The 20,877-nt window shown below is 51.9% G+C and carries 23 protein-coding genes and 1 riboswitch; of the genes, 6 read left to right on the top strand and 17 right to left on the bottom strand.

Annotated features, from left to right (window positions below):
- Positions 1–32 precede the first annotated feature (32 nt).
- From QNH46_RS06775 to QNH46_RS06765, 3 genes are read right to left on the bottom strand one after another with little or no spacing between them, the layout of a single operon-like run.
- Complete coding sequence (locus QNH46_RS06775; protein WP_283927439.1) at positions 33–833, bottom strand: energy-coupling factor transporter transmembrane component T family protein; 801 nt, start codon at positions 831–833, stop codon at positions 33–35.
- A complete protein-coding gene (locus tag QNH46_RS06770; RefSeq protein WP_283927438.1) occupies positions 830–2,440 on the bottom strand; it encodes an ABC transporter ATP-binding protein in 1,611 nt (536 codons plus the stop codon). Before QNH46_RS06770 ends, QNH46_RS06775 begins: the two co-directional genes overlap by 4 nt.
- Positions 2,441–2,443: 3 nt before the next feature.
- Positions 2,444–3,046 (bottom strand): ECF transporter S component, encoded by a 603-nt coding sequence (locus tag QNH46_RS06765; protein ID WP_283927437.1) that lies wholly within the window; start codon positions 3,044–3,046, stop codon positions 2,444–2,446.
- Positions 3,047–3,153: 107 nt separating this feature from the next.
- A riboswitch (TPP riboswitch) is annotated at positions 3,154–3,266 on the bottom strand.
- Positions 3,267–3,421: 155 nt separating this feature from the next.
- Between QNH46_RS06765 and asd the strand changes: the two genes are divergently transcribed.
- Positions 3,422–4,237 (top strand): archaetidylserine decarboxylase, encoded by an 816-nt coding sequence (asd, locus tag QNH46_RS06760; protein WP_283927436.1) that lies wholly within the window; start codon positions 3,422–3,424, stop codon positions 4,235–4,237.
- Positions 4,238–4,329: 92 nt separating this feature from the next.
- Here asd and QNH46_RS06755 read toward each other — a convergent pair whose 3' ends face one another.
- The 6 genes from QNH46_RS06755 to pdxR form a co-directional block, all read right to left on the bottom strand.
- Positions 4,330–4,809 carry a DUF4097 family beta strand repeat-containing protein gene (locus QNH46_RS06755; protein WP_283928367.1) on the bottom strand — a complete coding sequence of 160 codons (480 nt, stop codon included), beginning with the start codon at positions 4,807–4,809 and terminating at the stop codon, positions 4,330–4,332.
- A 5-nt stretch (positions 4,810–4,814) separates the two neighbouring features.
- On the bottom strand, positions 4,815–5,225 hold the full coding sequence (locus QNH46_RS06750) for a hypothetical protein (RefSeq protein WP_283927435.1): 411 nt from the start codon (positions 5,223–5,225) through the stop codon (positions 4,815–4,817).
- A 113-nt stretch (positions 5,226–5,338) separates the two neighbouring features.
- On the bottom strand, positions 5,339–5,602 hold the full coding sequence (locus QNH46_RS06745; protein WP_283927434.1) for an S-layer homology domain-containing protein: 264 nt from the start codon (positions 5,600–5,602) through the stop codon (positions 5,339–5,341).
- A gap of 20 nt (positions 5,603–5,622) precedes the next feature.
- Positions 5,623–6,369: a glycosyl hydrolase 53 family protein gene (locus QNH46_RS06740; RefSeq protein ID WP_283927433.1), complete on the bottom strand. Its 747-nt coding sequence runs from the start codon at positions 6,367–6,369 to the stop codon at positions 5,623–5,625.
- Positions 6,370–6,839: 470 nt separating this feature from the next.
- A complete protein-coding gene (locus QNH46_RS06735; protein WP_283927432.1) occupies positions 6,840–7,625 on the bottom strand; it encodes an AraC family transcriptional regulator in 786 nt (261 codons plus the stop codon).
- 59 nt (positions 7,626–7,684) lie between these two features.
- Entirely contained in the window at positions 7,685–9,145 is a 1,461-nt protein-coding gene (gene pdxR, locus QNH46_RS06730) for a MocR-like pyridoxine biosynthesis transcription factor PdxR (protein WP_283927431.1), read from the bottom strand.
- Positions 9,146–9,274: 129 nt separating this feature from the next.
- On the opposite strand from pdxR, the gene QNH46_RS06725 reads away from it, so the two are divergent.
- From QNH46_RS06725 to QNH46_RS06715, 3 genes are all read left to right on the top strand, one after another.
- Complete coding sequence (locus QNH46_RS06725; RefSeq protein WP_283928366.1) at positions 9,275–9,898, top strand: pyridoxamine 5'-phosphate oxidase family protein; 624 nt, start codon at positions 9,275–9,277, stop codon at positions 9,896–9,898.
- A gap of 101 nt (positions 9,899–9,999) precedes the next feature.
- Positions 10,000–11,295: an aminotransferase class I/II-fold pyridoxal phosphate-dependent enzyme gene (locus QNH46_RS06720; protein ID WP_283927430.1), complete on the top strand. Its 1,296-nt coding sequence runs from the start codon at positions 10,000–10,002 to the stop codon at positions 11,293–11,295.
- Between the two features lie 105 nt (positions 11,296–11,400).
- The gene (locus QNH46_RS06715; protein WP_283927429.1) at positions 11,401–11,523 is read left to right on the top strand and encodes a YjcZ family sporulation protein; all 123 of its coding nucleotides are present in this window, start codon (positions 11,401–11,403) and stop codon (positions 11,521–11,523) included.
- An 80-nt stretch (positions 11,524–11,603) separates the two neighbouring features.
- On the opposite strand, the gene QNH46_RS06710 is transcribed toward QNH46_RS06715, so the two are convergent.
- From QNH46_RS06710 to QNH46_RS06690, 5 genes are all read right to left on the bottom strand, one after another.
- Positions 11,604–12,833, bottom strand: a complete 1,230-nt coding sequence (locus tag QNH46_RS06710) for an ABC transporter permease (protein WP_283927428.1) — start codon at positions 12,831–12,833, stop codon at positions 11,604–11,606.
- Positions 12,834–12,836: 3 nt separating this feature from the next.
- Complete coding sequence (locus QNH46_RS06705; RefSeq protein ID WP_283927427.1) at positions 12,837–13,583, bottom strand: ABC transporter ATP-binding protein; 747 nt, start codon at positions 13,581–13,583, stop codon at positions 12,837–12,839.
- 85 nt (positions 13,584–13,668) lie between these two features.
- Positions 13,669–15,114 (bottom strand): DEAD/DEAH box helicase, encoded by a 1,446-nt coding sequence (locus tag QNH46_RS06700; protein ID WP_283927426.1) that lies wholly within the window; start codon positions 15,112–15,114, stop codon positions 13,669–13,671.
- A 135-nt stretch (positions 15,115–15,249) separates the two neighbouring features.
- Positions 15,250–16,026 carry an SDR family NAD(P)-dependent oxidoreductase gene (locus QNH46_RS06695; protein WP_283927425.1) on the bottom strand — a complete coding sequence of 259 codons (777 nt, stop codon included), beginning with the start codon at positions 16,024–16,026 and terminating at the stop codon, positions 15,250–15,252.
- Positions 16,027–16,139: 113 nt separating this feature from the next.
- Positions 16,140–16,601 carry a chemotaxis protein CheX gene (locus QNH46_RS06690; RefSeq protein ID WP_283927424.1) on the bottom strand — a complete coding sequence of 154 codons (462 nt, stop codon included), beginning with the start codon at positions 16,599–16,601 and terminating at the stop codon, positions 16,140–16,142.
- A 283-nt stretch (positions 16,602–16,884) separates the two neighbouring features.
- Between QNH46_RS06690 and QNH46_RS06685 the strand changes: the two genes are divergently transcribed.
- Positions 16,885–17,787, top strand: a complete 903-nt coding sequence (locus QNH46_RS06685; protein WP_213589307.1) for a LysR family transcriptional regulator — start codon at positions 16,885–16,887, stop codon at positions 17,785–17,787.
- A 30-nt stretch (positions 17,788–17,817) separates the two neighbouring features.
- Entirely contained in the window at positions 17,818–18,627 is an 810-nt protein-coding gene (locus tag QNH46_RS06680; protein ID WP_283927423.1) for a histidinol-phosphatase, read from the top strand.
- Between the two features lie 158 nt (positions 18,628–18,785).
- On the opposite strand, the gene QNH46_RS06675 is transcribed toward QNH46_RS06680, so the two are convergent.
- The 3 genes from QNH46_RS06675 to QNH46_RS06665 form a co-directional block, all read right to left on the bottom strand.
- Positions 18,786–19,355 carry a GNAT family N-acetyltransferase gene (locus QNH46_RS06675; protein WP_283927422.1) on the bottom strand — a complete coding sequence of 190 codons (570 nt, stop codon included), beginning with the start codon at positions 19,353–19,355 and terminating at the stop codon, positions 18,786–18,788.
- Between the two features lie 20 nt (positions 19,356–19,375).
- Positions 19,376–20,038, bottom strand: coding sequence for an ion channel (locus QNH46_RS06670; RefSeq protein WP_283927421.1), 663 nt, complete (start codon positions 20,036–20,038; stop codon positions 19,376–19,378).
- 79 nt (positions 20,039–20,117) lie between these two features.
- Positions 20,118–20,852, bottom strand: a complete 735-nt coding sequence (locus tag QNH46_RS06665) for a DUF1361 domain-containing protein (protein ID WP_283927420.1) — start codon at positions 20,850–20,852, stop codon at positions 20,118–20,120.
- Between the last annotated feature and the right edge of the window lie 25 nt (positions 20,853–20,877).

Below are 20,877 nucleotides of genomic sequence, written 5' to 3'. Positions count from 1 at the left end.
AGGCGAATCTGGACTTCTATGGTTCGTGCTATTCAGTATCGTACATCCGAAATTCCAAACAAAGGATGTATATTCGCCAGACTGTAAGCCGCTGCGACTGCGGAGGCCAGCAAAAGCAGCAGCCCCAGATCGTATAACGTAAATTCAGAGGTATAATAATAGGTTCTGCGCCGGCTATTGTGGAACGACTTGGATTCCATAGCTACCGCTACGCGGTGAGCCCGGCGAATGCTTTGCGATAACAGCGGCACAGCATACAGCTTGGCTTGCTCGATCCAGCCGCGGACGCCGCGGCTATGCCGTACCCCGCGAATCTGCAGAGCGCTGCGCCGGATCAGGAACTCCTCCCATACCATCGGCAGCAGCCGGACCGAGGCCATGAAGCTGTAGGCGTATTTCGGTGCAAGCTTAACTTTCTGCATCAGGGCATAAAACAAGGCGACCGAAGAGGTCGTTAGTACATACAGCAAACCCTCAGCGGCAAAAGTAACCGATTTGAAGCCGATATGAATTCCCCGATAGAAGCTTTCCTCTGATATGCGGATGATTCCCCATTTCCACCAAAGCGTATCCCCTTTGCCAAAGAGGATCATCGTAATGGAGGAGGATACAAATACGAGCAGCAGAGGGAGAAGCAGCAGCATGATTTTCCATGGAGGATGCCCGCTCATCAGAAATAGAACGAGAAAGACAGTTATGGCCTGATAAGCAATAAAATCCAAGCTATGCGTAAATAAGGTCAATAGAAACAGCAGCACGATCATCCCCAGCTTGGCGGCAGGATTAGCACGGTGCAGCCAGGTTGTTCGCCTAGGCGTTAGAAATTGTTTCATCGGTTTCCCTCTTCCTGTGCAAGGCGCCTTATCCGCTCTCCCCGCTCCGTCCTCCGCTGGGACACGACTGATCCTTCCCGGACCTCCCAACGATGGGTTGCAATGATATCCGCAATCTTCTCTTCATGCGTTACCATGATAATCGAGGTTCCCTGTCGGCGCAGCTTCTCGCAAACCTGCAGAATCGCAAAGGTATTTACGGCATCCTGGCCGAAGGTTGGTTCGTCCAGCAGCAGAATGGGTTTATTCAACACCGCAGCGCCAGCCACGCTTAATCTCCGCTTTTGCCCAAGGGAGAGCTGATAAGGATGGCGGTGATTCAGCCCCTCTAGGCCAAAGGTCAACATAGCATCGTCGACCCGCTCCGCTACGAGCTTCTCCGTTAATCCTTCCAGCCGCAAGGAAAAAGCGATTTCCTCTGCCACCTGCTCAGCAACGAATTGAAATTCTGGATTCTGGAACACAAAGCCGATATGGGATGCAGCCTGCTCTACATGCTTATCTCGCTTGTTCCTGCGCCAGCGGCCCTTCCTTGCGCTCCGGCCGGGCGCCCTGTCATCCAAAGGCTCTCCAATTAGTAAATAAGTTCCTTCCGAGCGAAGCAGTCCCATCAGGCTCAGCAGCAGCGAGCTCTTTCCCGCTCCGTTTGGCCCGGTAATCGCAATGAAGTCGCCTGGGGAAACGGAAGCCTGCTCGATCTTAATGACCGGTTTGCCGTGCCTGAGGCCCTTGAACCGGGACAGCTCCAGCAGCTTCAAGGTCGTTCCAGAGGATGCCTGCGCATCCTGAGGAACTGGTTCAAGAAGCGCCTCTCCCTCCGGCGATAAGAAATAATGCTCCCATACGCCGGGATACCAAATACCGAACTCCTTCAGCTCGGATTGATACGTGCTGAACACCTCTTGCGGCGTTCCCTGTCCGAGCAGCTGTCCTTCCGGACCAAAGAGAACGACCCGGTCGACAAAACCGGCAATTTCCTCAATCCGATGCTCGACAATAATTAGCGTTCGATCGGGGGAGATCTTCTTGACTGTCTCCCAAATCTGTTCCCGGCCTTCCGGATCAAGCAGCGCGGAGGGCTCGTCTAGAAAGAGCACCTGGGGATTGGAGAGCAGCACCGAGGCCAGAGCCAGCCGCTGCTTCATCCCCTGGGACAATGTGTCGATTTGGACATGCAGCTCCGGCATATGAAGGCCGACCGCCTCGAGCACCTCCCCCATTCGTCCCTGCATCTCGTTTTGCGGAACGGCAAGATTTTCGAGAACAAAGGCTAGCTCCTCATCCACATAAGGCATACAAAATTGGGTATCCGGGTCTTGAAACACGAATCCCCAGGATGGGGGCTGTATCCGCTCTTCGCAGCGCATGGGCACCTCGACAAGCGAAGGTATAATACCTGAGAGCACCTGCAGCAGGGTAGATTTCCCGCTCCCGCTCGGGCCCAGCAGCAATACCTTCTCCCCCTGCTGTACATGCAGCGTAAGATCTTTAAAAACGAAGCGTTCCTCACCGGGGAACTTGAGCCGAAGCCCGGTTACGCCCGCTGCTATAGCCGCTGCCCGGTTCTGCTGGTCACTTGCTGCGGCGGATGTCAATATAGGCATCATCGCTTAATCGTCCAGCGCCGCATAATCTTTATCCTCAACAGGACGCAGCAAATTGGTTACTCCCGTAGCCTCTACTGCCTTCACGATTCCATAGGCCAGATATCCGCAAATCAGGGCAGAACTGATGGCGCGCATGCCGTATTTGGCAATCAGCAGCCAGGTCGGATAATCCTGGATGTATCCGTAATAAATGTCCGGGATCAGCGAACCTACCGCTGCGGCTACACCCGCCAAAGCCGCCACCGATGCCGAATAGTTCTTGTAGCGGAATGCCGCGAATACCAATTCGGCACCCAGCCCTTGGAGCACACTGTACATGACAAGCTGTATGCCCCACTCGCTGCCGAACAATATCGATACATGCGCGGCGGCAATTTCAGCGATTAGAGCTACGCCAGGCTTGCGAATCAATAAAAATACCAGCGTCGACGCCATGAACCACATGCCGTAGACGAGCTCATCCGCCTGCGGAAAAAACGAGAACAGATTATAAACCGCGCTCCAAAAATAATAAACTACTCCCAGGACGATTGAGACGAAAATCGTTACGAGCAAATCGCTCAGCTTCAGCCCCCGACCGCCTTTTCTTTGTACTGCATTTTGCATTACCGTCATCTCCCCTTCTTCTTGCCTCTTTGAAATAGTATGGCTAAACAAAACAAAAAAACCGCTGGATATGCTCAGGCGGCTGTATAGGTTCATAGGCACGAAGAGACCTTGAACAACGGATTATCTACGCTGGCATTATCCAGATCAGATTAACGGTCAGCAGCGGATTAAACTGCAATCTCAGCCTGATTCCTCTCAAGCTCCCGTATCACTATGCGATTGATTTAACCATACAACAAGAGATGCCGCAGTAGCAAGCATTATTTAATTATTACAGCATCGTTGTTGATTTCATTTGTATTATATGTCAATATAGTCGGAAGTGGAAAACGGCAGCACCATTGTTCAGCATAGGAATTAGGGGGAACCAATTTGATCGCAAAATGGATGAAATGGATGACGGAGCTTACCTCCCGGAAATGGATCTCCCGGCTGATGGGCCGGTTCTCACACTCGGAAGCAAGCCGGATTCTTATTCCTGCTTTCGCTAAATCCTATGGCATTCCGCTAGATGAAGCCGAAAAGGACATTAAAGAATACCGGACGCTGAACGAATTTTTCACGCGCAGGCTCAAGCCGGACATGCGCCCGATTCATTCCCTTCCGGAAGGGATGATCAGCCCCGTCGATGCATTAATTACTGCAATGGGAGAAATTCAAACAGGAACAATTCTTAACGTCAAGGGCCAGGACTACTCTTTGGAAGAACTGCTTAATTACTCCCCGCGCGCGCATAGCTATAATCATGGCTTTTTCTTCGTGCTATACCTTAGTCCGACCGACTATCACCGCATTCATGCCCCAATAACGGGAAGCAAGCTGGAGAGCGAGCATATAAAAGGAAAGGTCTATCCCGTCAATGATTTTGGAATGAGAAATATGCGGAAGGTACTCAGCCGCAATGAACGGCTAATCACATATATCTCCCACGACCTCGGAGAAGTTGCCGTAGTCAAAGTCGGGGCCATGAACGTAAGCAGCATTAAATATACGGATGCCGAAGCGAAGCACTGGAACCGGGGAGACGATATGGCTTATTTCGAATTCGGCTCAACCGTCGTCCTGCTGGTCGAGAACGATACATTTGAGCCCCTTCCTGAGCTTGCCCCAGGCTCTAAGGTCAAAATGGGAGAGCCTTTAGGGAGATTTCACACCGCTGGCAAGCGTTCCATGACAGCCCATTCTTGATTTGACGAACCAGCTGGACTGAAATTTTATACATTTTTCGAGCAGGCCATCCTCTATAGAGGATGGCCTGTTTAGCTATCTTAGGGCTAAAATTACTCCACCGTAATTGAGCCAACTTGTGTTTGCAGCAGGATTTGTCCACCACCGCCATTGATCTGGCTCGTTCCTTCTGCAGCTCCGGTAATTTTCCCCATGTCGTTCTTAATCACAAGCGTGCATTGCACAGCATTGTCCAGGGCTGCATGGATATTTCCGATCTCCGTCTGGACATGAAGCTGGCCTTGGCCGCTCAATTCGGCTATGCGCACGTCAACGCTGCCCGTAGACGTTGCTACGGAAGACTGTCCCGAAATGCGGACATTATCCAATTTAACCTGCCCGACTTCACTGCGGATGCTGTAGCTTCCTTTCAGGTCATGGAGCTCAACATTGCCAACATCAAGCCGGATATCATAGCTCTCTAAAGCTGCCGGCACCTCTATCTCGTAATCGATCATGAAATCAGAGAACCCATATTTCTTTTCCGCCCATTTCCATAGACTCGAGTCAGGATCATCCTTCGGATGCGTCACGATCCTCAATTGCCGCCCTTCTCAATCACGGATACCTCCGCTTGCTTCAATATGCGCTGCCTGCTCTCCTGGTGAGTCGATTTCCCAAACCATACCACGGCATGAACGCGGATTTCCTCCCCGTCATAAGCGCTGACTTTCATATTGCCGACCGTATGGTCGAGACTAAGCCTTGTCGCCTTGCCCACCTGCTGGTACGTAGAGATTTCCCGGAACAAGCCTGCCTCCTTGCTCCTTTGCCCCCACTTATCCGCAGCATGGATGACCGATTGCTCCAACGAACTTGCGGCCTGGACAATCACTTCATCGGATTTATCTTGAATACCGCAACCAGCCAGCATGGCCAGCGTTACTGCCGCCGCCGTCATCGTAATGGAATTCAGCCGGCTTCTGTGTTTATTTCTGATACGACTCATAATCCGCTCCTGCCTCCTATTGTTCTCCTTCTGCACTTTGCTTAAGTTACATTGTGTATACCCGTTATGTAAGTGAAGAAATTCCCTCATAGGTACTCTCTTAATTGTAACCATTAATTTATTTGGCTCCACAGGCTGAAGACCGGAGTTAATCCCAGACCTGGGGCTAGGATGCGGCTTCCCCAAGATGATCCGAAGGAATAAGAGGCTGCCGGAGCAAACTCTCCTTGGCCTCTGCCTTGAATCAGTCCTAGAGCATGAGCCGCATTTACGGAAGCTTGTGCCCAATCGGCGATTTGAACTGCATCTGCAAAGCTTTCCGCAGCTTCCGGCGTGCCCATGACTCCTCCCCGGAGCGCATAGGCCTTCGTCAGCATTACGGCCATCTCCTGTCTAGTCACCGGCATTGGTACGGTTCGCCGTAGTTGACACCATGATTTTTCAAAATCTCCAGCAGATCCTTCTCTACTCCGCCTTCATAATATTTGACCCCGATATCCTCTAACGCCTGCAGCGTAGAAATATCCACGCCTGTAATGAATTCATTCGGGTCAAACGGCTGGCCCTGCACCACCTTTACCAGTTTGATATTGTCAAAATATCCCCAATAGTCAGCCGGAGCGGCAACATCAAAACCGAAGGTTATTTCCCCTCCGGCAACCTCGATATTCTGAACGATGTACTGAGTCCAATTGTTCCAGCCGGAATTGACGATAGCCGTACTTTGGACAGAGGGGTTGCCGCCAGCGTCTTTGGTTTCGGCGAACAGACGCAAATCCGCGGCTCCATTTTCTCCCGAAGCCCACGCCCTCAGTTCATAGGTTCCGTCCTTCAGCCCGCCGATCGTTTGCGACAAACGGAGCTCATACCCGTGAGCGTCATACCAGTAATTAAAAGCATGGTTTCCGATATGGGCATCACCGGAACTGTTTTTTACCAAAGCCGCGTAAGTGGCACCGGTTACTGTCCAGCCCGTAAGGTCGCCGCTTTCGAACCCTGGATTGTCAATCGAAACTTCCACAGATGCCGTGCTTGCCCCCGCTGCTTCAGCCGTCTTTGCATCCGAGCTGAGCACGCCTGGCAGCGCCAACAGCACAATCAAGAAAATGATGAACGACTTTTGAATCCTTGGCATTGTCCTCATTGCTTTCCTTCCTCCCTGTACTTTATGTAGTTGCATTGAACATAAAACGATCCGTGCCATGTTACCCCGATGATCGTCTACGCCTTTATTGTAGTAGGATTAAATTAGGACGAGGATTCAGCGCGCCAACAAAATATAATACTATTTCTACGATATTAAGTTTATTTCTACCGAGAACTTGACACGTCCGCTTGCCAAATATAAAAAAGCAGCCGGCTTCCGCAAGCCGCTGCTTCTATGATCAATGTTATATTCAGCTATAATAATCAGAACCAATGATATCCTTCATGACCGGATACCCGGATTCGACGTATGCGATTTCGAAAAATGTTGCCGCCAGCCACCAAACACTGACGGCTGCGAATCCGCCGTCTTTGTCCCATTAAGAATCACCTCCTTCTAGCCGCAAAGCTAAAATGATTTACCCGAAACGGAGGCAGTTGAAACACATTCCCTCTTTAATTTTTCCCTTATCTGATTTCAGAAGGGCTTTTTCCGGTATGCTGCTTGAATTGGCGGCTAAAGAAAAAGATATCTTTATATCCTAGCGCATCAGCCACCTCGGTGACATTCATCCCTGCATGCAGCAGCAGGTGCTGGGCCCGGTCGATTCTTGATTTAATGATGTAGGCCTGAACCGGCATGCCGATCAGCTCCTTGAATTTCAAGGAAAAATATCTTGGCGAGAGCCCGGCGCGTGCTGACAAGCTTTCTACTTTATGCGGCAGGCCCGGGTGCTGCACAACGTAATTGGCGGCCTCCAGAATGATTTCGGCCAGCTGATTGCTGACCTTTTTCTCTACGGGAACATATCGCTCCTCGCGCAACAAATGAATCAGCAGCTGCTTGAGAATCAGCTGGGCCTCTTGCTCGAAGGCGTACGCTTTAAGTAGGAAAAGGCGCACATAACGCGACAGCAAGTATTCAAAATCAAGCGTATCCTCAAGCTTGCGGTAAGGATTCGGCACCTCGGTAACGGGCTCGCTCAGGTCAAAATGAATATAGGTCAACACTAGCGGGCGCTGCGGATTATGCGTAGCGTAGGTGTGGTCGCCGCGCCGGAATAAAAAGCAGCTTCCTTTGGTGACGGGGATCGGCTGGTCATTCAAAGTGACCGTACCTTCTCCGCTCCACACATAGAATAAATCGTAATTCGCAAGCGGCTTATCCCGCTTATGCCATTTCCAGCCCGGCTCGCAAACGATTTTGGCAAAAGCCGGCTTCAATATAATCGAGGATGGTGATACGTGGAGCATGTCCTTTCCCTCCTGAGTCAGAATATCCCTACAGGCCATTTCTAGCTATATTATATCGCTTACTTGCGCCTGCTTAAAATAACTTTCCACACATCCGCCATTCGCCGGATTCCTTCCTTCATCTGCTCTTGATCCAGGTGAGCGAAGCTGAAGCAGGCCGCAGGAGCTCCCGTTTCCAATTGGTAATCGGCAGTATCCCGGAATTGCACGCCGCCCGCGATCGCCGCTTCGCGAAATAGCTCGTAATCCTCCGCCAGGCCGCGCCAGCGCGCGTAAATGTGCAGGCCTGCATCCGAGGGATGTAGCTCAAACAGCTCCCCGGCGTGCTTTTGCATCAGCGCCCGGAACCATTCATGCTTCTCCCCATAGTAGCGGCGCATCCTCCGCAGGTGGCGGGCATACTCGCCGCGCCGCATGAAGCGGGCCAGCGCGCGCTGCTCCAGCCTCGCTGGCGATACCGGCTCGTACAGCGCCTTGGCGCGGATTGCCGGCTGGACGAGGCTGGGCGGCAGCACAGCGTAGCCGATGCGCAGCGCGGCGAACATCGTCTTGGAGAAGGAGCCGACGTACACGACCCGTTCCTCGCGGTCGAGTGCCTTCAGCGGCTCCAGCGGGCGGCCCGCGAAGCGAAACTCGCTGTCATAATCATCTTCGATGATGACAGCGTTCCGCCGCGCCGCCCACGCGAGCAGTTCCCGGCGCCGCGCCGGGGACAGCACTGCGCCGGTCGGGAACTGCCGACCCGGCGTCACAAACAGCAGCCGCGCGTCCCAATCGCGCGGCACGATGCCATCGCCGTCCACCGGTGCGGGGACGGCGATGCCTCCGCAGGCGGCGACGGCTCTGGAGATCCCCGTGTAACACGGGTTCTCCAGTACCGCCGGCTCGCCCTGACCCAGCAGAAGCTGGGTCAGGAGCGCAAGCGCCTGCATGGAGCCATTGAACAGGCAGATGTGCTCCGCATCTGCCGCAATGCCGCGGCTGCGCCGCAGATGAGCCGCGATCGCCTCGCGCAGCTCGATATCGCCAGCCGCGTCCTCGAGCATCAGAGCGGAGGCATCGAGCTCTTCCCGGACCGCGGCGGCAATCGCACTCTTCCACTCGGCAAGCGGAAATAAATCTAGAGAGGGGCCGGCGTCAGTAAATGAGATCATGCCGCTCGTATCGGGGCGCGCCTTCTCCGTCCCAGACAGCGGGCCCGATAGGGTCCGTCCCCATGCCGACAGTTCGATCGCCGCGCCTCTGCGGGGCCCCTCCGCTAACCGGGGAGCCGCACCGGACACATAAGTGCCGCTCCCCGCAGCCGACCGAATATAACCGTCGCCGTGCAGCATATCGTAGGCCTGGGAGACACTGCCTCGGGATACGCCATAAAGCGCGGCTAATTCACGCGTAGAGGGGAGACGGGTCCCCTCGGGAAGGGTGCCTTCGTGAATGGCCTCGCGCAGCGCATGATAAAGCGCCAAATATTTATAGCGATACAGCTTGCTGTGCTTCTCCATCGGTAAAATAAAATCCACGGCTAACAACCTCTCTCCGTAAAGTGGACCAATAATTTTAATGTAAATTGGTTCTTTTTTATTGTCAATCGAGCCCCTAAACTAAGTTGAAACTGCTAATAGACACAAGTATGGAGGGAAAATTGGATGATGAGAAGAAAAGAATTTTCGATGAGCGAAAACAAGCAGGAAATTGCCGAATTCCTGCGGGAGATGAGCTTCGGCTTTCTTGGAACCGTGGGCAGCGACGGCGCTTGCCGGGTTACACCTTTGAATTTTGTATATGGGGACGGCTATTTTTATTTCCACGGCAGTCTCGCTGGAGAGAAAATGAAGCATTTAAAGGCAAATCCGCAAGTCAGCTTCACGGTAGCCAAGGAATATGCGATTATTCCATCCTACTTCACTGATCCGCAGCTGGCTTGTCCAGCCTCTGCCTATTTCAAAAGCGTCATGGTTCGGGGGCATGCCGAAGCCGTAAGCGATTTGCGGGAAAAGGCCGATGCCTTCACGCTGTTCATGGAGAAGCTCCAGCCAGAAGGCGGATACGAGCCTATCGATCCGGAAGACCCGCAGTATGCCGGGCAATTGAAGGCGGTCGCATTGTTTCGTATCGTCCCGGAGGAGATCAGCGCCAAATTCAAGTTCGGACAAAACCTGAATGACCATAAATTCGACAATGTTCTTCAAGGGCTTCAGAAGAGAGGCGGGGAGTTAGACGAGGAGACCGTAGAGCTGATGCATAAATACTGTCCTCATCATGCCGGGAGCTAAGATGAAATCCATCGACTCCATACAGTCAAAGTGATATAATGTTAGGCAGTAAATTCGGAAGCTAACCATTATATCAAACTGATCGGAAGGATGATTACGCAATGAATCCACTTGCGGAGCAGTTGAACGAAAGTCTTAAAGCAGGTAACGCCCATTTATACGATATGTTGTCCACGCTGGGCAAGGAGATTTATTTTCCGAAGGAAGGAATACTCAGCCAATCTGCGGAAGCCTCCAGCCTTGCAAAGAAGTTCAATGCCACGATCGGAATTGCCACGGAGAACGGCGGCCCGATGCATCTTGCTGTCATTCAGGACAACTTGTCCGCCTATAAGCCGCAGGATTTGTACCCCTACGCTCCCCCTGCCGGCAAACCCGAGCTTAGGAGCGTCTGGCGCGAGAAGATGATCCGCGAGAATCCTTCCCTGGACGGCAAAAGCTTCGGCAATCCCGTAGTAACCAATGCGTTGACGCATGGGCTTAGCATCGTTGCGGACCTGTTCGTTGATGAGGGGGACGCCGTGATTTATCCGGACAAAAATTGGGAGAACTATGAGCTGACTTTCGGCATCCGCCGTCATGCTGACATCGTGAACTATCCACTGTTCACGGACGATATGAAATTCAACAGCGAGGGTCTCCGCGAGTCTCTTCTTGCGCAAAAAGACAAAGGCAAAGCCGTTGTTGTTCTTAATTTCCCGAACAATCCGACCGGCTACACGCCGGGTGCCAAAGAAGGAGAACAGATCGTCGCCGCCATCCAGGAAGCAGCGGAAGCGGGCATCAACGTCGTGGTCGTTACGGATGACGCCTACTTTGGGCTATTTTTTGAGGACTCCCTGTCCGAATCGCTCTTCGGCAAGCTTGCCGGACTCCACCCGCGCATTTTACCGGTAAAAGTGGACGGCGCCACCAAAGAGGAATACGTCTGGGGATTCCGTGTTGGCTTCATCACCTTTGCAGCAGAGAGCAGGGAGGTTCTTGCGGCTCTGGAGCAGAAAACGCTCGGCATTATCCGCGCCACCGTCTCGAGCTGCTCTCACCCGTCGCAAACATTTATCCTTCATGCGCTGAAGTCGCCGGAATTCGATGGGCAGAAGGAAGAGAAGTTCCATATTATGAAAGGCCGCGCCAACAAGGTAAAATCGCTGCTCGACAGCGAAAAGTACGCTGATGTGTGGGAATACTACCCGTTCAACTCGGGCTACTTCATGTGTCTTAAGCTGAAGGGGGTTCAGGCAGAGGAGGTTCGTCAACGCTTGCTTCAGGAATATGGCGTCGGAACTATCGCCCTTGGCGATCACGATCTGCGCGTCGCCTTCTCCTGCATTGCCGAAGAGAACCTGGAAGAACTGTTCGACATTATTTACAAAGCCGTACTGGACTTGAAAGGCTAATATCATGTTCTGAAATCTGCGCAATCGCCCAAGCATGCTAAGACCCCCTGACATACAATACGATGTAGACATTTACACCATGTCAGTGTGGAAAGGGGAATGTATATGAGCGACGGAGTAAGAGGCGGTTGTGGCAGCTGTGGCGGGTTTGGATTTGGGACCAGCACAGGCGTGATCCTCGTACTATTTATTTTGTTAGTCATTGTGAGCCGTGCCTTTATTTTTTGATCCACGACTCTTTGAATGGAATACAAAACGCCCTGCAGCTGCAGGGCGTTTTGCCGTTAAGCGAAACCTATTTAATGCTTCTACTCATCCTCTTCCAGGCTGCTCCATTTCCGGGTCCAGTTCGCGCGAAGCAGCAGCACAAGCAGCACGCCAGCGACCAGTCCGCCTAAGGTAATCAGCAGACTTGAACCGGAGCCTGCGGCAGCCGCGAGCAGAGGCAGCCATAGAATAACCGCCAGAACAAACAGCAGCCGCGTAATCAGCCGCAGCACTTCCTTCATCCTTACCCCTTGCATAATCGGATAATAGGAAGCAGCCGGAGAATCCCGGTGGACATAGCGAAGCGCGGAAAGCTGTGTGCCAATAATGAAAATAAAAAACAGGTAAACCGCTGCCCCGATCCAGGAGTGTCCCGTCCAATATACGATCAGCAGCCCCAGCAGCGTTAAACGGGTGACGATGCCTAGCAGTTCACTTCTGACAAAGGTCTTCGTCAGCAAATAACGATACGAGGTTCCCGGCTTCCAGGGAATCCGGTTCCCCACCATTGAAAGCCAGCGGCGGCGAACGACCTTCTGTCCTTCCGCCGGTATCTCCACAAACCAGCCGAGAATCGTCATCGTCCGGGCTGCTCCCGCCTTCTCGTTAGCAATCAAGTTCTCCCAAGCGACAGCATGCTTCATCGGAAAACGCAGTGCAAGAACATAATTCGCGCCCAGCAGCAGCATGAACAGCAGGCTCTTCCACCATTCGGGCAGCCAAATCCACGCCGCAAGCATGAGCAGAATAAAGCACCAGCGGAGCAGACGATAGCCCATTCTGGCCCGGGACGTCGAAATTCGAATCTCCTGCCAGGCTCCGTAGGCGCTTAGCACCTTCAGGAGCAGCAGAACGAGCAGCAGCGCCCATAACGGAACGGCAGCTTCCCCACTTCTGGCATACATCGGCCATGCCGTAACGGCGATCAGAAAGAGTCCGAGCAGCTTGTAAATTACCCCGCTAAAATACGCCGGAGACAAGTATTGCTGCATTTTCGATTCCTGCGGCAGCAGGAAAACGACATCCGCCGGCTGCACATAGGTTCGAAACCCGGAATATACCGTCAGCGGCCCAAGCAGAAGCAGCATAATCCAGCGGACGGGCAAGTCCGGAGGCAGCGCCTGAAGGAATGATGTGTACCATGCCGAGAATACAATGCACAATATGAGGAGCACGACCGCGACTCCACTTTGAAATACATAAGGCAGGTAAGGGATGATCTGACCCCAGAACGTTGATTTGCGCCGGCTGCGCAGCGCCCTCAGTTCCATCTCTTATTCCCCATCCTTGACCAAGGCATAGAACATGTTCTCAAGCGATGCGCCCGGCATCTGGACCTGCTCGGCGATTTCATTCAGGGTCCCTTGGGCGATGACTCTGCCTTTGTGAAGTACGATAAACCGGTCGCAATAATTTTCAATCGTCGATAAAATATGCGAGCTGAGCAGAATCGAAGACCCGCTCTCTTTCATCTCCATCATGAAATCCAGCAGGGAGCGAATGCCCAGCGGATCCAGTCCCAAAAACGGCTCATCAATAATGTAGAGCGGAGGCCGGGCGACGAAAGCGCACATGATCATGACCTTCTGCTTCATACCTTTGGATAGATGCATCGACAGGCTGTCCGCCTTCTCCTCCATATGGAAGAGCTTGAGCAGCCGCTGTGATCGCTCCTCATAATCCTTCTGCTCCACATTGTAGGCTCTGGCCGCGAACTCCAAATGCTCTCTTACCGTCAGCTCTTCATACAACAGGGGCGACTCTGGCACAAAAGCCAAAGAGGATTGATAAGCCTCTGGCTCCTCGCTGCGCGTCTTGCCTTGAATGACGACGCCGCCCTGATGTGGCGTCATCAATCCCAAAATATGCTTCATCGTCGTGCTTTTGCCCGCACCGTTCAGCCCGATCAGGCCGACCATCTCACCAGGCTGCACATCAAATTGAATGTCATGCAGCACAGGACGACCGATGCTGTAGCCCCCGCTTAGTTCTTCTACCTGCAAAACGGGCGTTTCACTCACAACCGTTCCCCCCAATCCTCAATTCTTAACGCCTAATGCTTAATGCTTAATGCATCCATTTTCTTCAATACTGTTTGCTTGATTCCTATTCTTTGTTCCGCTTCTCTTTCAGCCACCGGGGAGCGCCTTTGTTCTTGCGGTCCTGTTCCCGGTCATTTTTTCTCCCGCCATTCATGCGGTTCCCTTTTACCGCTCCTGTGCCGGCCCGTTTTGCCCCCCCGGTGCTGCCGGAGGCATTCCCGGATACAATCTCTCTCCCCTTGGCTGCTCGTACAGCTGGCGTTCGTTTGGCAGTCCCCTCCTTGGCACCACTATATTTAGCTGTACCTTGTCCGGATAAGCCTGAAACCCGGCCTTTCCCTGGAGTGGCCTTGCTTCGCCCGCCGGAGGACGCATCCGGCTCAATGACTTTGCCTGCATACATTTCCCGAGCGGAAATCGTAATTCTCAGCTCCCTCGCAAATTTGCGAATAATGAACTCTTCTTTAGGGGAAATGATCGATACGGCCAGCCCCTTGCGCCCCATCCGGCCCGTTCGGCCAACGCGGTGCACGTAATACTCCGTGTCCGGCGGAGGGTCAAGATTGACAACAAGTTCAAGCTCTTCGATATCCAGTCCGCGGGCTGCAATATCACTGGCGATTAGAACGCGGATTTTCCCTTCGCGGAAACGGCGCAGCGTTGCGGCCCGAACCGTTTTGTCGGCATCCCCGTACAATGCTCCGGCGTTAAGGCCGACGTAATTGATCTTCGCCTCGACTTCGGCAATATTGTCCGTATGATTAATGAACACGATCGTCCGGGACGGATCATAATGCCGGATGATTCGGCGCAGCATATCGATTTTATCGCGTTCCTCCGTCAGAAAATAAATATGCTCCAGGCTTTTGGCGGTACGCTGCTCGGGTTCGATACCGATCTCTACCGGGTCGGTCATCTCCTTTCCGGCCAGATTCCTGATTTCTCCATTGATCGTGGCCGACAGGAACATCAGCTGCCGTTCCCGCAGCGTTCCCCGCAAAATATGCTCCACGTCAGCTGTCCCGCCAAGCTGAAACATTTGATCCACTTCATCGACAACAACCATGCGAACCGTATGCAACTTCAGCTTGCGCAAAGCCAGGATTTCGCGGATTCGTCCCGGCGTTCCGACTACAAGCTGCGGGTGCTGCTTCAGCCGCTCCAGCTGCCGTTTGATCGACGCCCCGCCGATCAGGGCTTGGACACCTACGCCCAGGGTCTCGCCATATTTCTCGGCTTCACGGTAAATTTGCATCGCCAGCTCCTGGGTCGGCGCCAGCACGATTCCCTGCAGCGTCTTCTCCGTGGTATTCATCTTTTGCAGTACTGGCAGCAAATAAGCCAGCGTCTTTCCCGTTCCTGTCTGTGACTGGGCCAGCACATCGCGGCCGCTCAGCGCTGCAGGAATGCTCTCCGCCTGTACTGGCGACGGCTCGTTAATGCCGTATTCCGCCAATCTGGACAGCAGCGGCTCCTCGATACCTAATCCAGCAAAACTTGTCGTATTCATCTCTGTTCATCCTCACGTAAAAGTCATATCTTTCATTATATGCGATAACAGCAAATCCCACCAAATTCGCCATGATTTTTATTCCAGGCTCCGAAAGCCTTAAAAAAAACCGGCTGAATCCAGCCGGTCCAACTTCTATTTCTTATTTAACATCCGGTAGCTCAGCATATCCGCAAGACGTGGAAACAGCTGATACAACTTCGCGCCCGCTCCGAAGGCCCATGGCATATTCACTTCCACCGGCCCTTTCTCCACGGCAGCGACAATCGCTCTCGCGACCCGTTCCGGCTTAAGCATGAGCCCTTTCACGTTGTTCACATAATGACCGGTAGGGTCAGCCAAATCAAAAAACGGAGTGTCGATCGGCCCTGGATTGATTGTTGTTACTTTAATGCCATATTCCCGGACCTCCTGACGAAGCGCGCTGCTGAAGCCCAGGACGGCATGCTTCGTGGCCGCATAGGCTGTCGATTTCGCTGTGCCCAGCTTGCCCGCAAGGGAAGCGACGTTGACGATCCGTCCGGAGCGTGCCTCCTTCATATAAGGAAGCACGGCCTTGGTGCATCTTACGACCCCCATGTAATTTACGTTCATCATGGCGGAAAATTCTGCAAGCGGCATTTCGTCGCAATATGTAAATTTGCCGTAGCCGGCATTGTTCAACAAGCAGTCCACCCGGCCATACTGTGCGAGAATTTCTTGAAAACCGTCAGCCACGGACAGGTCGTCCCCTACATCCATCGTCAGCAGCTTGAAAGAGCCTCGAAGCTCCGCTCCGATCTTCTCCAGCTTATCGGCCGAGCGAGCTGCCAGGATGACGTCCGCGCCCCGCTCCGACAGCATTCTGGCCGTCAATGCTCCTATTCCGCTTGAAGCTCCCGTAACGACAACGACCTGATTTTTTAACGACATGGTTAACGTCCTCTCTCTTCCAAATAGATTGCCCGGACAGAAATAAAGAACCAGCATCCAAAAATCACGCAATTTCAGAGCTAGTTCCCGGTTCCGTAAACGCTATTCTTATTCTAAGAGATCATGACTTGAATATCCAGTTCTCCGATGCCATCCATCAATAGTGGGATACATAAAGCTTTGCGAGGGGTTGCGTCATTCATGGCTGTGTCGGTCTTGATGACTTGAGGAGGAGTGATGTCGACGGTGTAGCCTTGGTTTGATAATATCGTGCTGGCATTTCCACTGATCATGTTGCCAAGCTCTGAAATCGCACTTTGACCCATTTCGTCCATTTCAGTAAGTACAAATCCGCCCATCATGGCCGAGACGATCCGCAAAGCGACTGTCTCTTGTAGGCCGAACACGACCATGCCGCTGTAGTGCCCGGTCATGCCGATTTGTATCCATATATGGTCATGCTTTGGAATAATGTCCTTGACTCCAAGGTTTCCCGTAGAAGGTGAAACCTGAATAACCTGCTCAATAACCGACCGTGCGGATTCCAGAAAAGGATTTATCACTTCCGCTTTCACTATTTATGCGCCCCTTTACACTTGGAAGTAATTAATTCATTACAAAAGTCCCGTTTTTTCGCTTGTACAACATTATACTTTATTCCTACCAATAAGTCATTAAAAATCGAATAATGCAATTTGTTCGATTATACATTTTTATCCTTTCTGCCGTCGATTTCCCGAGAGGTAAATGCCTTGCATTGCGTTATGAAGGGATCATCCCCTATAATTAATGAAATGAACATGTTCGCCATCGTGGCATCAAAATAAGCTGGCAAACAGCTGCGAAAGGAGAGTTCGGATGAACATAAGCCAACTGGAAACGCTGCTTATGATTTCCAAGACCAAAAGTTTTCGCAAGGCGGGGGAAATGCTCAACCTGACTCAACCCGCAGTTTCCGCGCAAATCAAAAGCCTGGAGGACGAGTTCAATACAGTGCTTGTCGACCGCAATCAGCCTGTGAAATTGACTGATCGCGGACAGGTATTTCTGGAGCGTGCCGAGGCTATCCTTGATATTGTCGAAGAGCTGAAGCAGAAGCTGTCCGATATGGAGCATATCCCGCAGGGACATATCGTGCTAGGCACGACCACTTCGATCGCCATACAAATTTTGCCGCGGATTCTATCCTATTTCCAAGATCAATTTCCTCTGATCAAAACGACGATTCAATCTATGCCCTCCTCGCAAATTTATCAAAATGTCGAGCAAGGTCTCGTTGATATCGGCATCGGCTATTTGATCGAGAATAACCCACAGGTTCATGCGTCCGTACTGTATTACGATACGTTCGCTCTCGTCGTATCTCCGCTTCACCCCTTGGCTCAGGCGAAATTCCCCACGCTGGACATGCTGAAAGAGGTTCCCATGATCATGCTGTCTCCAGATACCGTAGGCAGACGCTTCGTCGACGAGGTCTTCCGCAAGCATGCCATAGAGCCTGAAATCGTCGTGGAGCTGTCGAGCAGCGAGGAAGTGAAGCGAATGGTGGAAATCAATTTGGGCGCGGCGATCATTTCCAAGCAATCCGTGATGCGGGAGCTCCGCCAGGGTTCACTGTTCAACGTCCCCATCCCCGAGCTGGAAACGAGCCATCCTGTCGGCGTCATTTATAAATCTGGCCGATATATCAATTCGGCAATGCAGCAATTCCTAGGCGATTTAAAAGGTATGCCTGAAACCCATTTCATCGGTTCCGAATAACCTATTCTAATCTAAAAAAGGAGCATCAGCATGAAATTCGATCTGCACACCCACCACTTCCGCTGCGGACATGCCGACGGCAACATCCGCGATTACATCGAGGCTGGAATCAAAGAGGGACTGTCCGTTATCGGCATCAGCGATCACACTCCGTATTTTGGCAGTCCGGAGGAGCAGCCATTCCCGAAGATTGCAATGGCGAAGCAGGAGCTTAGTAATTACGTCGAGGAAGTCCTTCAGCTGAAACGCGAATACGAAGGAAAAATCGATGTTCTGCTCGGAATTGAATCTGATTTTTTCCCCGAGCATGCCGAAATCTACCGCCAAACGCTGGCGAAGTATCCGTTCGATTATGTCATCGGGTCAGTTCACAGTGTCGGCAACGTCAGCATTTTCAACAAAAATCGCTGGAAGAAGCTCAATGAGAAACAGCGCATCGCCGACAAAGAGGCCTATTACGCCTTAATTCGGGAATCGGCCCGCAGCGGCATGTTCCAGATTCTCGGCCATATTGATGCCATGAAGGGAAACTATCCTGCTTTCTCGGACATTCCCGCAGCGGAAGCGATCGATGAGACACTTAAGGTCATTGCCGAGGAGGGCGTTGCCATAGAGATCAACACCTCTGGCAAGACGAAGCTGTCCGGAGGCTGGTACCCCTCGGATTCCATTCTGGAGAGAGCATTGCATTTCGGGGTCGAAGTCACCTTCGGATCAGATGCCCATGTGCCTTCCCGCGTAGCCGACGAGCTGGAGCTCGTTGCCGCCCGCCTCAAGGAAATCGGCTTCACAGAATGGGTATATTACAAAAACAAAACCAAACAAACCGTTCCACTGTAAATTGTTCTGAAGGCAAAAAAAGAGAACCCATACGAACGGCGTTGGGTTCCAAAGACAAATATATTCAAAAGGGGGTCATGTATTAAGTGTACCCCCTTACTGTTAGAGAACGATCACAGTAATATTTCATTTATGTAACAAACCATGTATTTGATAACCTAATTCGCAATATTTCCCCGGTTTATCGCGTACAGCTTAAGCATCTCTTCTTCCCCTCGTTTCCCCGATACAGCCGGCACCGCTTTGACATAGGCCATTCCGCATTTTTGCAGAACGCGCTCCGATGCAGGATTCGCCTGCGAACAGCGAGCTTCAATCCGGTTGAGTTCCAAGGATTCAAAACCAAAATGAATTAAAGATCTGGCAGCTTCCGTCGCGTAGCCCTGGCGCCAGTATGCCGGAGACAGCAAATAACCAAGCCGGGCCTTGCCTTGGAGACGATCCCAGTGCTGCAGAGAACAGACCCCTGTAATGCTGCGGGATTGCTTCGATTCTATAGCCCAATGGAGATCGCGGAGACTCTCGTAGCATTCCGCAAAATAACGGTACAACCGGGCCGGAAACAGCAAGGTCTGCGGCTCAAACGAAATCGTGCGCTGAACTAGCGGATGAATCATGTATTGATGCAGATCTTCGCAATCTTCCGGCGTAATCCGGCGTAAGATGAGACGCGGACTTTCCAGAACGGGAATTCCTTGGCTGCACTCCCGTTTGGTGTACATACTCATGCCTTCAGCCCCCTATTCATTTACAATCTTTCTTCTACTCCTTCTTCCTTGGGCTCAGAATGATTAGCCGCTTCCGGCCCTTCCTTGAATATCTGCCGAAAAACGCCCAGCATGGATATTGCGTAAGCTACGGTTACGAAGCTGAAGAACAGTTCCATAACAACGACCAGCCTGGACGTATTGTCCGCCGGCATAATATCCCCGTAGCCCGTCGTTGTGAAGGTAGCGGCGCTGAAGTACAGGAACGTAATCAACTGGGACAGCGTATCGCTGCCGATATTGTCGCCCAGGAAGCTCCCGCCCTTGAACAGCTTGTAAATCGAAGTATGTACAATCGTAAAAAATACAATACAGGACAGGGTAGTGGTACTGATGCGGATCACCACAACCTTGAGTCCTACCAGGTTATTGGCCGTATCCGCGATTTTTCGAAAAATGTACAGAACATACAAAATGACTGAGCCGAGGACGAATAATACGATCAGTGCCCTAAGCGCCCCTTCTGAATGCAGCAGTGACGCGATATCAATCCAGCCGAACAAGTCCTCGAGGGATATGATCACGTAAACAACGATCGGCGCAAGCAATATAAAGCGGCTCGTGACCCTTTTGTTGAGAATGTACAGTATGCCGACCAATGCAAGCATGACCAGCACATTTAACCAAATCCACCATGATTGCACGCAGCTCCCCCCTGGATAAAGCCTGGTTTTTGCATCCTACTAACCATTCATTACCCAGATGGAGGAGATTTGAGTACGTTTATCTGTTACTCTGCGATTGCTGGGCAATACCAAAATAATAAGCAGCCACATAACAGAATAGAGTAATCAGGAATATCCATTTGCAGAAGCCGATCGCATGCCGCAAATATTCGAAATCCATCAAATATATGATTGTTTCGCCTACGATACGTACAGGGTCTTGAAGCACATCCCAGCTATTCCAGCGAATGAATCTTCCTATGTATACGCCAAAGCTGCTAAGCAGCAAAACGGCAATAGCGAATATCCAGCCTATAACCGTTCCCAAATATTTGCGCACGAGCGCATGAACCGATGCTAAAGAGGCCGTGGCAATGGCCAGCCCAAGCATTGCGGCGAACAGTATCGTAAATAAATGATCCCAGAACAAATTTTCCTCCCAGAACCGAATTCCCGTACCGGAAGAAATAGGATAGCGGTAAAACGGATGCAGCAGATCCGTAATCAAATAAGCGGCATTGGGATAGAAAAACAGCCACAGCAGCCCGCCCCCAAGGAACAGCAACAGCTTCAGCATCTTTCCCTTCAGTAAACTGACCATATCCAGCACGATCGCCAGGCCAAGTGGAATCCATGCCAAAAACGTGTTCCACAGCATAAATAAATACGGAGGTCTCCCTCCTTCCGGCAGCTGCGTAAGTACGACATATCTCATGCCGATCAGTGTGGCGATAAACAGAATCAGGTACAGTATCCATTTGCTCGGGTATCCAAGCGCTCTCCAATCACGCAATTGTGATGCCTCCTCCTGTCCAAAC

The sequence above is a fragment of the Paenibacillus woosongensis genome (assembly GCF_030122845.1).
Taxonomy (GTDB): Bacteria; Bacillota; Bacilli; order Paenibacillales; family Paenibacillaceae; genus Fontibacillus; species Fontibacillus woosongensis_A.
Note: the sequence above shows the minus strand (reverse complement) of the source record. Positions and strands in the feature narration are given on the sequence as shown.